Annotated in this window: 13 protein-coding genes and 1 tRNA gene; 7 read left to right on the plus strand and 7 right to left on the minus strand. The window is 69.9% G+C overall.

The window, feature by feature from the left end:
• On the minus strand, positions 1–572 hold a 572-nt coding region (locus YWY_RS22175; protein ID WP_038045563.1), incomplete at its 3' end, for a DUF3662 domain-containing protein.
• A gap of 254 nt (positions 573–826) precedes the next feature.
• Here YWY_RS22175 and YWY_RS0114735 point away from each other — a divergent pair.
• Positions 827–912 (plus strand) — tRNA-Leu (locus YWY_RS0114735).
• Positions 913–1,327: 415 nt separating this feature from the next.
• Positions 1,328–2,083, plus strand: coding sequence for a dienelactone hydrolase family protein (locus tag YWY_RS0114740; protein WP_038045565.1), 756 nt, complete (start codon positions 1,328–1,330; stop codon positions 2,081–2,083).
• Positions 2,084–2,806: 723 nt separating this feature from the next.
• On the opposite strand, the gene YWY_RS0114745 is transcribed toward YWY_RS0114740, so the two are convergent.
• Positions 2,807–3,670 (minus strand): HpcH/HpaI aldolase/citrate lyase family protein, encoded by an 864-nt coding sequence (locus YWY_RS0114745; protein ID WP_028848240.1) that lies wholly within the window; start codon positions 3,668–3,670, stop codon positions 2,807–2,809.
• A 71-nt stretch (positions 3,671–3,741) separates the two neighbouring features.
• Positions 3,742–4,815 carry an HpcH/HpaI aldolase/citrate lyase family protein gene (locus YWY_RS0114750; RefSeq protein WP_028848241.1) on the minus strand — a complete coding sequence of 358 codons (1,074 nt, stop codon included), beginning with the start codon at positions 4,813–4,815 and terminating at the stop codon, positions 3,742–3,744.
• 733 nt (positions 4,816–5,548) lie between these two features.
• Between YWY_RS0114750 and YWY_RS0114755 the strand changes: the two genes are divergently transcribed.
• On the plus strand, positions 5,549–6,199 hold the full coding sequence (locus tag YWY_RS0114755) for a hypothetical protein (protein WP_051310296.1): 651 nt from the start codon (positions 5,549–5,551) through the stop codon (positions 6,197–6,199).
• Complete coding sequence (locus tag YWY_RS0114760) at positions 6,199–6,855, plus strand: SDR family oxidoreductase (RefSeq protein ID WP_028848243.1); 657 nt, start codon at positions 6,199–6,201, stop codon at positions 6,853–6,855. The genes YWY_RS0114755 and YWY_RS0114760 overlap by 1 nt, the downstream gene beginning before the upstream one ends.
• A gap of 244 nt (positions 6,856–7,099) precedes the next feature.
• Here the strand turns inward: YWY_RS0114760 and YWY_RS0114765 are convergent, their stop codons facing one another.
• Positions 7,100–8,398 (minus strand): D-arabinono-1,4-lactone oxidase, encoded by a 1,299-nt coding sequence (locus tag YWY_RS0114765; protein WP_028848244.1) that lies wholly within the window; start codon positions 8,396–8,398, stop codon positions 7,100–7,102.
• Positions 8,399–8,491: 93 nt separating this feature from the next.
• Here YWY_RS0114765 and YWY_RS0114770 point away from each other — a divergent pair, with 93 nt between their 5' ends.
• The gene (locus YWY_RS0114770; protein WP_051310297.1) at positions 8,492–9,718 is read left to right on the plus strand and encodes an alanine racemase; all 1,227 of its coding nucleotides are present in this window, start codon (positions 8,492–8,494) and stop codon (positions 9,716–9,718) included.
• Between the two features lie 70 nt (positions 9,719–9,788).
• Entirely contained in the window at positions 9,789–10,352 is a 564-nt protein-coding gene (locus tag YWY_RS22180) for a GNAT family N-acetyltransferase (RefSeq protein ID WP_051310298.1), read from the plus strand.
• Here the strand turns inward: YWY_RS22180 and YWY_RS0114780 are convergent.
• The 3 genes from YWY_RS0114780 to YWY_RS24170 form a co-directional block, all read right to left on the minus strand.
• Positions 10,318–10,938: a TetR/AcrR family transcriptional regulator gene (locus YWY_RS0114780; RefSeq protein ID WP_028848246.1), complete on the minus strand. Its 621-nt coding sequence runs from the start codon at positions 10,936–10,938 to the stop codon at positions 10,318–10,320. The genes YWY_RS22180 and YWY_RS0114780 overlap by 35 nt on opposite strands.
• Positions 10,939–11,212: 274 nt before the next feature.
• The gene (locus tag YWY_RS0114785; RefSeq protein WP_028848247.1) at positions 11,213–11,608 is read right to left on the minus strand and encodes a hypothetical protein; all 396 of its coding nucleotides are present in this window, start codon (positions 11,606–11,608) and stop codon (positions 11,213–11,215) included.
• An 8-nt stretch (positions 11,609–11,616) separates the two neighbouring features.
• Positions 11,617–11,811, minus strand: coding sequence for a hypothetical protein (locus YWY_RS24170; protein WP_156899275.1), 195 nt, complete (start codon positions 11,809–11,811; stop codon positions 11,617–11,619).
• Between the two features lie 480 nt (positions 11,812–12,291).
• Between YWY_RS24170 and YWY_RS0114795 the strand changes: the two genes are divergently transcribed.
• Entirely contained in the window at positions 12,292–13,671 is a 1,380-nt protein-coding gene (locus YWY_RS0114795; protein ID WP_028848249.1) for a helix-turn-helix transcriptional regulator, read from the plus strand.
• Positions 13,672–13,698 lie beyond the last annotated feature (27 nt).

A 13,698-nucleotide genomic window follows, 5' to 3' on the forward strand; every position in this document is an offset into this window, starting at 1 on the left:
CCGCCTTGGTCGTAGCCGGGCTGGCCGTAGCCGCCCTGGTCGTACCCGGGCTGGCTCTGTCCGTAGCCGTACTGGCCATGCTGGCCGTACGGGTCGGCCGGGTCGTATTGGCCGTAGCCGGGGGGCTGACTCATTACTCGGTCTCCTGCGTTGCCGGGTCTAGCTGACTGTGCTGACTGTCCCTCGTTCTTCCTCTGCACGTCGGGGTTCACGGAGGAACGTGTCCGGAACTGACCGGTGTGCAGCGCGTCATCGCGTTCAAGCGAGACTACGACGTCACCATAAGTGTCCCAACCGTGCTCCGCGAGATGCTCCGCGACGGCATTGGCCAGCGCGGTCGTGACACGCTGCTCATCACCTGCCATCTGGTCGTGATCGGAGGGGCCCAAGGACACAATGTAATGATTCGGCGCGAGTTGTCGACCGCCCGCGAGCTCGCGGATGTTGTCCTCGGCCTCTCGCTCCAGCGCGTGGGCAACCTCCTGGGTGACGACTCTTCCGCCGAACAGCCGGGCGAAGGTGTTTCCGACGAGGCGCTCAAGTCGCCGGTCAAAGCGCTCGACGCGGCCCACCGACTAGCCCTCCTTCACACCTTCTCCTCAACCACCTGATGGTATCCGTCGTCCCGGTCACCGGCAGCCGACGTGGGAAGACTTCACGCCTCCAGTGACCCGTACGGCCGGGGTCCTCGCCCCCGCCGACGGTGCCTGGACCTTGCCCGGGCATCGGCCTGGACCAGGCGAGGGACGGTCCTCACACCACTATGACCGCCCCGCTGTGCGGGGCCGAAACGGCACCGGTTAAGCTATGCAGGCATTCGTTGCTCGGGCGAGTGGCGGAATGGCAGACGCGCACGGTTCAGGTCCGTGTGTCCGAAAGGACGTGAGGGTTCAACTCCCTCCTCGCCCACCACAGAGGCCGAGGAACCCGGTACAGGTGCTGTACCGGGTTTTTTCGTGCCCGAAGGGCCGGGGTCGTGCGGGACCAGGGCGGCTCACCTCAGCTGTCCACGATGTCGTGCCCGATGGACCGGGTCGCGCCGTGATGATTGTCACCGCGACTGAGACCGTGGTCCGTGGCACGTCCGCTGCGGGTGCCTGGTGCTCCGGGGGGGGGCAGCGCGCTTTCGTCCCCTGTCCGCGTTTGATCAGGGTGGCCGTACTCGCATCGGCCACCCGCGTTAATGCGAGTGGAGCCGGACGTGCGCTCGGACGGCCTCTTGTGACGGCAATGGCTCCATTCGGTTCGGGTGCGGCTTCCCGTCGCTGCTGATGTGGGCGAAGATCGCCGCGGTAAGTTGCCCCGCCGATCAGTGGAGGAGCTGCCCATGGCCACCAGCGGACGTCGCATCGAGATCACCACCGCCGACGGCACCGCCGAGGCATACCTGTCCCATCCGGAAGGCGGGACGTACCCGGGGGTGATCCTCTTCATGGACGCCATCGGTCTCCGGCCGCAGATCGAGTTGATGGCCGACCGCATCGCCGGTTGGGGGTACGTGGTGCTCGCGCCCAATGTCTTCTATCGGCACGGGCGGGCGGCCGATCTGGCCCCAAAGGGCGACCTTCGCCGGCCGGGCGAGCGCGAGCGGTTCATGCCTGCCGTGCTTCGGCTGGTCGAGCAGCACACGCCGGACAGGGCGGCGCGGGATTTCGAGGCGTATCTGGCAGCGCTTCGCGACGTCGAGCACGTCCGGCCCGGTCCCATCGGAACGGTCGGATACTGCATGGGCGGCCGGTTGGCGCTGCGCGCCGCAGCGCAGGCTCCGGACGATGTGGCCGCAGTCGGCATGTTTCACGTCGGTGGTCTGGTGACCGACGACGAGGACAGCGCCCATCTGTGCATCCCGCACGTGCGCGCCGAGGTGCTCGCGGGGTATGCCGACCAGGACGGGTCCATGCCGCAGGAGGCGATCGAGAAGGTCGCGGCCGACATGGCGGCGGCCGGAGTCCGCTATTCCGGTGCGGTCTACTCGGGCGCTCGGCACGGCTTCACCATGGCCGACACGTCGGTGTACGACGAGGCAGCGGCGGAACGCCACTACGAGGAATTGCAGGCGCTGTTCCGGCGGACACTCGGCTGACATCGGTACGGGCGATGCTCGCGGTCATCGCTGTCGCCGCGACCTGTCGCTCGGAGTTGCCGGTGCCCGTCGCTGTGGCCTTCGCCGATGGTGCGCACGATGACGACTCCACACCGAGCCGGAGCGGTGCGCGGACCCTGGTGTCGGACCGGAGCGTACGACCGGCACCACGCCGTCGGGCCGGAAGCGGGACGGGCACTGCTGTTGGACCGTCACCGTGTCAGTTCCGAGGTCAGTTCCGAGCAGGAGCGGTGTGGGGACCCTGGTGTCGGGCTGAGTGCAGGGCGGACACCACTGCCGGGCTGGGGGGCAGGGCGGGCGCTGCTGCTGGGCCGAAGCGCTGGACCGTGACTTCGGCTGCACGCTCACCCGTCCCACGGTCTTGCTCCGACGACGTCGCCGCCGGCGCCCGGTCCGACTGGTCCAACTGACAGTTGAGCCGCCGCACAACCGCCGGGCCGAGCGCTGGAAGGCCAGTGCGCCATTGCCGAGCCGAGTGCAGGCTTCCGAGTTCGATCACGTCGTGCACGACGGTCCTTGGTCGAGCGGCCGATGCGCCGTGGCCTGCTCACCGACATCGGTTTTGGGGCGACGGGCGGGACCGTCCCACTTCCGAGCCGGGGTGCAGGTCGACGCCACGCCAGGCCCGAGCGCTGGACCGCCGACGCTGCCGGGTCCGGGTGTTGGGCCGTCGCCGCCACTTCGGGCCCGGGCGCTGGGCCGTCAGTCCGCTCGCTGGGTGATGGCCTCGTGCAGCGCAAGGATGCGGCGCGCGTTGTCGACGTGCAGGTTCTCGATCATCCGCCCGTCGACTGTCACGACACCCTTGCCCTCGGCCTGCGCGGCTTCGAAGGCGGCGATGACTTTCCTGGAGTACTCGACTTCCTCCTCCGACGGTGCGAACGCCTCGTTGCACGGTTCGATCTGCGACGGGTGGATCAGCGTCTTGCCGTCGAACCCCATCTGCCTGCCCTGCCGGCACTCCGCGGCGAATCCCTCGGCGTCCTTCACGTCGTTGAAGACGCCGTCCAGGATGGCCTTCCCGGTGGCCCTGGCCGCCAGGACGGCCGTGGACAGCGCGCCGAGCAGCGGTCCCCGGCCGGGCACGAACTCGGCGTGCAGCTCCTTGGCCAGGTCGTTGGTGCCCATCACCAGCACGGTGAGCCGGGGCGACGCGGCGGCGATCTCCTCGGCGTGCAGCACCGCGACCGGGGTCTCCAGCATCGCCCAGATCGTGGTGTGCTCCGGCGCCCCGTTCAGCTCCAGCGCCCGCTCGATGTTGTGCACCTGGGCGGCCGAGTTGATCTTCGGCACCACGATGCCGTGCGGGCCGGCCTTGGCGGCCTCGCGCAGGTCGGCCTCGTGCCACTCGGTGTCCAACCCGTTGACCCGGATGGTGACCTCACGGGACCCGTACTCGCCGGAGGCAGCCGCGGCGCACACTCGCTCCCGCGCCTCTTCCTTGGCGTCCGGCGCCACCGCGTCTTCCAAGTCGAGGATCAGGGCATCCGCGGGCAGCGTCTTGGCCTTCTCCAGCGCACGCGCGTTGGCACCCGGCATGTAGAGCACCGACCGGCGCGGGCGGATCGACTGTCCGCTGTTTCGCTCCGCATCCCCGGTCTGCACCGGCTGCCCCGTCGTCCTCTCCGTCGCTTCGGTCACTGCCCCAGTGCCTCCTTGGTCGCCGCGTCGTAAGCGGCCTTCAGTTCCGGATCCCGTGCGGCCAGCTGGTCGGCCAGATCGGCGACCACCTTGCACTGCTTGAACGTGGCGTCGTCCTGCATCTTGCCGTCGATCATCACCGCCCCGGTGCCGTCCCCCATGGCGGCGATGACCCGGCGCGCCCATGCCACGTCCTTGGGATCCGGGGAGAACACCTTCTTGGCGATTTCGATCTGCACCGGGTGCAGGCTCCACGCCCCGACGCAGCCGAGCAGGAAGGCGTTGCGGAACTGGTCTTCACAGCCGACGACGTCCCGGATGTCCCCGTACGGACCGTAGTACGGCAGGATCCCGTGCATCGCACAGGCATCGACCATGCGCGCCACGGTGTAGTGCCAGAGATCCTGCTGGGCGGTGGTGCGGCCCTCGTGCAAGTCGTCCGACACCGGGTCGGTGCGCACCAGGTAGCCGGGGTGCCCGCCGCCGACCCGGGTGGTCTTCATCCGGCGGCTGGCGGCCAGGTCCGCCGGGCCGAGCGAGATGCCCTGCATGCGGGGGCTGGCGCCGGCGATCTCCTCGACGTTGGCCACCCCGCTGGCGGTCTCCAGGATCGCGTGCACCAGCAGCGGCTTGGTCAGTCCGGCGCGCGCCTCCAGCTGGGCCAGCAGCCGGTCCACGTAGTGGATGTCCTGCGGACCCTCCACCTTCGGGACCATGATCACGTCGAGCTTGTCGCCGATCTCGGTCACCAGCGTGATCAGGTCGTCCAGTACCCACGGCGAGTCGAGGCTGTTCACCCTGGTCCACAGCTGGGTCCCGCCCATGTCGGTCGACTTGGCCACCTCGACCAGGCCCGCCCGCGCGGCCTCCTTCCGGTCCGCCGCGACCGCGTCCTCCAGGTTGCCGAGCAGGACGTCCACCTTCGGTACCAGGTCCGGGACCTTGGCCCGCATCTTCTCGTTGCTCGGGTCGAAGAAGTGGATCATGCGGGAGGGCCGGAACGGGATCTCCCGCAGCGGCTCGGGGGCTCCGATGGCCAGGGGAGCGAAGAAGTCCTTCGGCGAACGCAATGCGACCTCCATGTCTGTGGCTTCGCCGGCCGGGCCGGGCGTGACCACCATAAGTCCGGCCGAGCCCGACGACCGAGAGTTCGGCGGCCAGGGGTGACAAACGCCTCGTATGCGCCTGATCGATCCAGAAAGCGCTGGTGGGGGCACGGCGGAAGCTGGCGGAGAACCGCAGCGGCGGTCGCGGGTTTGGAGCGGAGGGTGGAGGGGGCTGTGGAGGCGGGCAGGCTCTGAGGGGCTGCTGTGGACATTGAGGGCCCTGGGCGAGGCCGTGGACGCGGGGCGGGTCAGGCGGGAGATGCCGTCCGGAGGGCAGGCGAGAGATGCGGTCCGGAGGGCAGCGCGGCGCCGACGCGGGCCGGGCCGTCGCGACAAGCGCCGCCGGCCTACCGGATCGTGTCGGCACCCCGCTCGACGTGGGTGAGTGGCAAGTCCCGGATCGTGCCGACTGCCGGTCATCGCTGGTGACGGAGCGTGTCGGTTGTCCTCCCTTCACCGTGGTGCTCACCCTTACGGCCGCACCGTTGGACCGAAGATTTTCTGCCGTCCGTCGACCGGTTACCGACGCATCGATGCCGTCAATCGCACGCGTGCGGCTGGAGGGCAGACGAGCACGGGGCGGGCTTGGTACCCAAGGTGCTGGGTCGCTTTCACGGCGGCGCCACGAACATCACCGGGAGTAACCCGGGCCCGGCGCGAACGTCGGGAGGGCACGTTCGTACAGAGAGGTGGCCTCGTGCAGGTTCCCCAGGGACGCACCAGTTCAGACCCGCAAGAGCTTGCCGCGCGTCGTCGCCGTCGGCCCGCGCCGATCGGCGCCCCTGGGCCGCTGCCGACCGAACGCATCGATCTTGCCGCGGCCGCCGCCGAGCAGCTCGGCTGGGACGGTGTGGTGCTGCCGGAAGCCAACCTGTTCGGCCGCCGCGTCCACCTCATTGCCCGGCTGCGCACCGACGTGCACGCCGAACGCATCGCCACGGGCGTCGGCCCGGTCACCGACCGCGCCACCGTGGCGACCTGGATCTGGCCGGAGCTCGAGCGCACCGCGCCCGCGCCCGCGGTGGACGTCGTCGGCGCCGTCGCGGTGGCCCGGCACTGGCGGACGGCGCTGGCCTGGACGGTGCCGCTCACCCGCTACTTCCCGACCGCCGTCGTGCTGCCCTCCGCGACGCTGATGACTCACGACTACGTGAACAACTGCCTGCCGCGCGCCCGGGCGTACGGGATCGCGGTGCTGTCGGTCGACGAGTCCGCCGAGGTGCACCGGGACCTGGCGGGCGACAGCGGCCGGATCGTGCCGGCCAGCGACGCCAACAGCAGGTGGATCGACGAGGTGGCCTACGACCAGTTGTTGACCACCGCCGAAGTCTCTGCTTGCGTGAAGTAGTGCGTGTAGTCATTGCCGGCGGGCACGGAAAAATCGCCCGCAAGCTGTCAGCTTTGCTTGTCGCCCGCGGGGACGAGGCCGTGGGCATCATCCGCAATCCCGATCACGCCGACGATCTGTCCGGCGCGCAGCCGGTGGTGCTCGACCTGGAGGCGGCGTCGGTGGAAGACGTGGCCGACGCGGTGCGTGGCGCGGACGCGGCGGTGTTCGCCGCGGGAGCAGGCCCGGGAAGCGGCGCCGCGCGCAAGGACACCGTGGATCGAGCCGCCGCGGTGCTGTTCGCCGAGGCGTGCGAGCTCGCCGGGGTGCGGCGACACGTACAAATCAGTGCGATGGGCCTGGAGCGTGCCAGCCAACCGGACGTGGTCGGAGAGGTCTTCGCCGCGTATCTGACGGCCAAGGCGGCCGCGGAGGAGGACCTGCGCTCCCGCGATCTGGACTGGACGATCCTGCGCCCGGGCAGGCTCACCGACGACGAACCGATCGGAAAAGTGCACCTCGCCGAGTCCGTCGACTACGGCACCATTCCGCGCGCCGACGTCGCGGCGCTGCTGCTGGAGCTGCTGGACGAGCCGGGCACCACGCGGCAGACGCTGGAAGTGATCAGCGGTGATGTCGCCATCCCGCAGGCCGTGGCGGCGGTGGCGCGGGTCTGACCAGGCGACGACCTGGCCAATGATTGCTCGATCGAGCATCGAACGCCCTCCTCAGCGGGCCGGGAACTGCCTGATCCGCCGAAGCGCCGCAGTGCGTGCAGTTGGACCCGGCCGTCATCCAGGAGCGCGTTTGGTGATCTGGCCGGGAAAGCGGTAGCCGGGCGGGTGTCGCGCCGGGCAGCGAAGCATCGCAGCACCGGACGGAGCCGCTCGGCACCGCTGGCCAGCTCGGGCGGCGCCGCGGTCAGCCGAGCACTCGCTCCAGGTAGGCGTTGCCGAAGCGACGTTCCGGGTCGAGGGCGTCCCGCACCGCGAGGAAGTCGTCGAACCTCGGATACCGGCTGCGCAGCATCGCGGCGTCCAGGCTGTGCATCTTCCCCCAGTGTGGCCGGCCACCGACGCTGTTCACGATCGATTCGAAGACCGCGAAGTACTCGTCGTACGGCATGCCCTGGAACTGGTGCACGGCGATGTAGCCGCTGGCCCGCTGGTATCCGGTCGACAGCCAGATGTCGTCCGGTGCCGCCACCCGAATCTCCACCGGGAACGCAACGGGGGTGGACAGTTTCGCCACCGCCTTCCGCAGCTCGGTGATCACGCCGACGACTTCCTCGCGTGGCACGGCGTATTCGGACTCGACGAAGCGCACGTCGCGCCTGGTCACGAAGACCCGGTGCGACACGTCGCTGTACCGGCGCTCGGACAGCACGTTCGTCATCACCCGCTGCGCCGGCTTGGTCAGCTTCGGAACCGCCCGCAGCGTCCGGCACACCGCGCCGAACAGCTGGTTCTCGATCAGGCCGTACTCGACGTACTGCCTGGCCTTGTTCAACGGCCGCGGCTGTTCGCCGGCGGGCAGCCGGTTGTTCCGCTTGATCAGCGTCTTGTCGCTGTGCGGAAACCAGTAGAACTCGAAGTGGTCGTTCGACCTGATCTCGTCGTCGAACCGCTCCAGCACGGCATCCAGGCGGTCCGGCGCCTCCTGGGCAGCCAGCGCGAACGCAGGAACGCAGGTGATCGTGACCGTGCTGATGATGCCGAACGCGCCGAGGCCGACCCTGGCCGCGGCGAACAGCTCCGGGCGCTCGCTGGGTGAGCAGCGGACCACCGACCCGTCGGCGGTGACCAGCTCCAGCGCGGCGATCTGGGTGGCCAGCCCGCCGAACTTCGCGCCGGTGCCGTGAGTGCCGGTGGAGATCGCCCCGGAGATGGTCTGCTTGTCGATGTCGCCCATGTTCTCCATGGCCAGCCCCAGGGCGTCCAGGATGCGGTTCAGCTGGCGCAACGTCGTGCCCGCGCGCACGGTCACCTGCCGGGAGGCCATGTCGACGTCGACCACACCGGTGTACCGGCTCAGGTCCACCGCGTGGTCGTCGGTCGCGGCGATCGGCGTGAAGGAATGCCCGCTGCCCAACGGGCGGATGCGGCGCCCGGCGTTGGCGGCCGCTTTCACCGCGGTGACGATGCCGTCGAGATCCGATGGCCGGTGAACCACGCATGGCGCGGCCACGGCGGTCCCTGCCCAGTTCGACCACTGCCTCATGGCTGTCCGCCTGCCTTCGGTGTCGGAGTGCACAGCCGGATCATACGCGAAAACCTTTCATGTATGGCCGTTCGAGCGGGTACGCTTTCGTCCATGGTGAGCCCTCCGACCAGCGCTGCCCAGGTGTCCGACCGCTCTGCCCTGCGGCGGGCATACGACGCCGCGACCGCCGCAGTGGAGGCCCCGCTGGCCATCGTCGACCTGCGGGCGTTCGACGACAACCTCGCGACGCTGGCCGCTCGGGCGCACGGCAGGCCGATCCGGGTGGCCAGCAAGTCCGTGCGCTGCCGGTTTCTGCTGGACCGTGCTCTCAGCCACCCGGCGACCGAGGGCGTCATGGCGTATTCGCTGGCCGAGGCGCTCTGGCTGCACCGCAACGCCGTCTCCGACGACATCCTGGTCGGCTATCCCACGGTCGATGCCGCCGCGCTGCGTGCGCTGGCCGCGAGCCCGGAGGCGTGCTCGGCCATCACGTTGATGGTCGACTCCACCGACCACCTCGACCTGATCGAGAACGTGCTCGGCCGGAACCACCCGCCGTTGCGGGTGTGCATCGAACTGGACGTGTCCTGGCGGCCGCTGCCCGGCGTGCACATCGGGACACGGCGGTCGCCGGTGTTCACCGCGGTGCAAGCGGCCGCGCTGGCCCGCGCGGTGGTGGCCAGGGACGGATTCCAGCTGGTCGGGCTGATGGGCTACGAAGGCCAGATCGCCGGGGTCGGCGACAAAGCGGGCAATCCGATGAAGTCCGCGCTGATGCGGTCGATCCAGCGCCGGTCGGCTGCCGAGCTGACCGAGCGGCGCGGCGCCGCGGTCCGTGCCGTGCGGGCGGTCGCCGACCTGGAGTTCGTCAACGGCGGCGGCACCGGCAGCCTGGAGACCACCACGGCGGATCCGTCGGTCACCGAGGTCACCGCCGGGTCCGGGCTGATCGGCCCGACGTTGTTCGACCAGTACTCCCGGTTCCGTCCGCAACCGGCGGTGGTGTTCGCCCTGCCCGTGGTGCGCAAACCGGCGCCGGACGTGGCGACCCTGTTCGCCGGCGGCTACATCGCCTCGGGCCCGCCGGGGCCGGACCGGCAGCCTGCGCCTTACCTGCCGGACGGGTTGAAGCTCACCGCGCTCGAGGGCGCGGGCGAAGTGCAGACGCCGGTGGTGGGGTCGGCGGCGCGTCAGCTGGCCGTCGGTGACCGAGTGTGGATGCGGCACGCCAAGGCAGGCGAGCTCGCCGAACGGTTCGACGCCTACCACGTGGTCGTGGGCGACAAGGTGGAGGAGGTCGTGCCGACCTATCGCGGCGAGGGTGTGAACTTCGGCTGACAGCAGGCACCGCAGCCGTCGCTGATCAATTCGGTTGCCGTGGGGTGGCCGGTCGGGTAAGGGTCGGGGTATGCCCAAGCCGCCCGAGAACTGGCTCCGGGCGTGGCGGATGGACGACGCGCCGATGCTGCTTGCCGCCGCCCAGGAGCCGTCCCTGCAGCAGCAGTTCGTCCAGCCGATCTCATCACTGGACGAGGCCGAGAAGTGGATCCAGGATCGTGGCGCGGACAGCGCCGCGGGCACCGCACACGCGTGGGCGATTTGCGGCGAGAACGACGAGGCGCTCGGCCTGGTGACCGTCTCGCACATCGAGCCGCGCCACTCCACCGGATGGGTCGCCTACTGGTTGCTGCCGCAGGCGCGCGGCAAGGGACTGGCGGTGCGCAGCGTGCGCGCGATCTCCCGATGGGCGTTCGACGAGCTCGGCCTGTTCCGCCTCGAGCTGGGACACCGGGTGGACAACACCGCTTCGTGCCGGGTCGCGCGCGCCGCCGGATACGCCGCCGAAGGGATCGAGCGGTCCCGGCTGCGCTACGGCGACAAACGCTACGACGTCGAGCGGCACGCGCGCCTGGCCACGGACCCGGAGCCGGGCGAGGTCACTGGCCGAAACGGCTTTCCAGGTAGATCTTGATCAGGTGCTTGGTCTCCTCGATGACGGCCGGATCGCCCTTCGGGTCGGCCCGGAACGCGTACTTCAACAGCGCGTCCGCGACCTCCACCGCCACCTTGATCGGCGCCACCACCTGCTCCGGCGGTAGGTCGATCCGCCCGGTGAGCAGCTCCATCAGCGCCTCGGCGACCACGTCGTTGTTGGTGCGGCTGCCGTCCAGCAACCGGGGGTCCACCGCGTCCCCGAAGTGGATGCGGGAGAAGCCGGGCGTCTCGTGGTGCATCTCCAGGTAGATGTCCAGCAGCCCGTCCACCACGTCCCACCAGTGCTGGTGATCGACCGCCGCCAGCCGTTCGGCGGCCAGCGACATGAAGCGCTCCAGGTTGCGCTGGGTCAGCGCCTGCACCACGGCCCGCTTGTCCGGGAAGAACTGGTACAGCGAGCCCACCGCGACACCTGCTCGCTTGGCGATCGCCGTGGTGGTGAGCCGTTCGTAGCCGACTTCGTCGAGCAGCTCGGCCGCGGCGTCCAGCATGCGCGCCACGCGCAACGCGCTGCGCTGCTGCACCGGTTGCCGCCGAAGCGACGTGAGCTGCTCTCCTACCACGCGGTTCCACCCCCAACGTTCGGGCTCTCCTGCGCCCAACTCTAGAGCAGCGCGCACGACACGAATGGGGTAGCGCAGCTGGTAAGACGACGAACGGGACACATGCCTCGACCACACGGGTCCACGGGCCGGTGCCGGTCGGGGGAGAGGTGCACTGCGGCACCGGCCCGTGGATGTCGGGGTAAGGGGCGGGGAGGGAACATGCCGGCCGTCAGCGGAGTCCGTCCGCGGGGGCGGTGGACGGTCGCTGCGGGGGAACCGGCCGGCGATGCGATCAGCCGGAATGCAATCCGGCGGTGGACACACCGGCGCGCAGGGCACGTCGTCCGGGGTGGACGGCGGGTCGGGGCTGGTGCTGCGCTGACCGGTGGTCGCGCTGGTGCGGCGGGTGCGGGGCCAGACCGCCGGCGACCAGGTGCTCGTGCGCGGCCTGCCACACCGAGCACGGCGCCTTGCACCGGCGCCAGCGGGTCGAGCAGGTCGGACAGTCGCCGCGCTCGTCGGGCTCGTGGGACCGGAGAATCGCCTTCCACGCCTCGGTCAGCCGGGGAAGTTCGGAACGGGCGACCGAGACCAGCGACGGGGCGTCGGCGCGCTCGGCCAGATCGGAGAGCATGTCCAGCCGCTCCCAGACGGCATTGCGGAGCACCTGCCCCAGGATCGTGTCCACTGCTGTCGTCACCTCTCCGCAAGTCTGGCCGCTTCGTGCAACACGGCCGCGAGCTGACCGACCTGGCTCGGCGTCATCCGCGCCGTCTCGCCCGGTGGCCCGCTGACCACGACCTGATCGCCGTCGACGAACACGGTCACGCACCGGTCGCGGCCGATCATGTCGCCGCACGCGATGCGCCAGACGACGTGACCGTTCTCCACCTCACGGATGACGTCACCGGCGCCGGTCCGTGTCCCTGGCGACCCGGTGCCTGCCGCCGGGGCGGGCCTGCGGGCCGGAGCGGCGTGTGGGGCCGGGCCGGTGCGCGGCAGCGGGTGCACCCGGCTCGGCCGGGGACCAACGGGGCTCGTACGCCGGGTTGCCGTACCGCCGACCAAGTCCACTGATGTCACTCCGCTCTCGCCTTGCCTTCGGTTGCTGTCCGGCTCGGTGCGCCGCCGTCGCGGATGCGCACGGTGCCTGCCGTCGCTGTGTGTGGCCGGCCGTGCACACCGGGCCCGAATTCAAGAGTGCGATGCCGCACTCGCCCCGCGTGGGCGACAAGCGCTGGGCGGTACCAGGGCGCCGACGAGCGGTCGATCGAGTTCGGCTGGCCCGATCAGAGTGGAGTTCGGGCTGTTCGCGTGGTCGAATGGAGCTGCTTACGCTGCTTGTCAGTCCCACGACGAGGATGCCTGTCCATGGATGCCAGCGAGGAAAAGGTCGCCAACCTGGTCTCCGAGAAGGTCTGGGAGACCAAGGAAATGCGGGAAGCGCTAGCGGCACGGGACATCAGCAAGGTGTACCTGTTGCTGCGCAAGGAAGGCATTTCCCAGCGCCAGATCGCCGCGGCGACCGGTCAGTCGCAGTCCGAGGTGTCGGAAATCCTCAAGGGTCGTCAGGTGATGGCCTACGACGTGCTGGTGCGCATCGCCGAGGGCCTCGGCATCCCCAGGGGCTACATGGGGCTGGCCTACGACGAGGCCACCCAGATCACGGTCGTCGGTGCGGCCGACGAGCAGCAGGCTGAGGAGGACGAGGCGGTGAAACGACGGAGGTTTCTCGCGCACGCCGCACAGGTCACCATGGGGGCCACGGTGTTCGCTGCGGACTCCGGGTCGTGGACTGCGCCCCGACCGGCGGTGACGCCGGCCCCGAACCGCATCGGGATGGCCGACGTCCGTCAGGTCGAAGCAGCGACGCGAGCGCTGCGCGCGCTCGACTACCAGTACGGCGGCGGCTTCTGCCGGGACGCCGTGATCGCCCAGCTGGGCTGGGGCCAGCAGATGCTCAACGCCTCCGCGACCGAGCAGGTGAAATCGCGGCTCTACGTGGCGCTCGCCGACCTGCACAACCTGGCGGGCTGGACCTCGTTCGACACCGGCCTGGTCGACTCGGCGCGCTCGCACTTCGCCAAGGCGCTCGAGCTGGCCAAGGAAGGCGGCAGCCACCAGTTGGTGGCCAACATCCTGTACCGGATGGGCCGGGTGTACTTGCACTACGAGTCGCCGGACGACGCGCTGAAGATGTTCCAGCTGGGGCAGATCGCCGCGCAGGAGTCCGGCTCGCAGTTGTCGGTCGCCGTGCTGTGCGCCAACGAGGCGTGGGCGTACGCGATGATGGGCAACGAGGAGCAGGCGCTGAAGCTGCTCGGCATGACCAAGGACACGTTCGCCCGGGCCTCCGGGGAAGACGTCCCGGCGTGGGCGCAGTTCTTCAACCAGACCGACGTGCACGCGATGATCGGCACGGTGCACACGGTGCTGGCCCAGCACCCCGGCAAGACCGAGCACACCAAGTACGCCATCCCCGCGCTGACCAGGGCGATCGAGAACTACGGCGACGACATGGCGCGGAGCAAGGCGTTCAACCTGAGCGCGCTGGCCACCAACCACCTGCTGGAGGGCGACATCGACCACGGCGCCAAGGTGGGCAGGGCGGCGCTGGAATGCGCGGAGAGCCTCAAGTCGGCCCGCGTCAAGGACCGGATGAAGCCGCTCAAGCGGGAGGCGGAGCGGCGGATGAACAACCCGGACGCACGGGACCTCGCCGAGCGCATCAACGCATTCTTCGCGGCGTGACCTTCCGGCGTCCCTGGGTGGGGGAGC

Origin of the sequence: Thermocrispum agreste DSM 44070 (assembly GCF_000427905.1) — a bacterium.
In the GTDB taxonomy this organism is placed as follows: Bacteria; Actinomycetota; Actinomycetes; order Mycobacteriales; family Pseudonocardiaceae; genus Thermocrispum; species Thermocrispum agreste.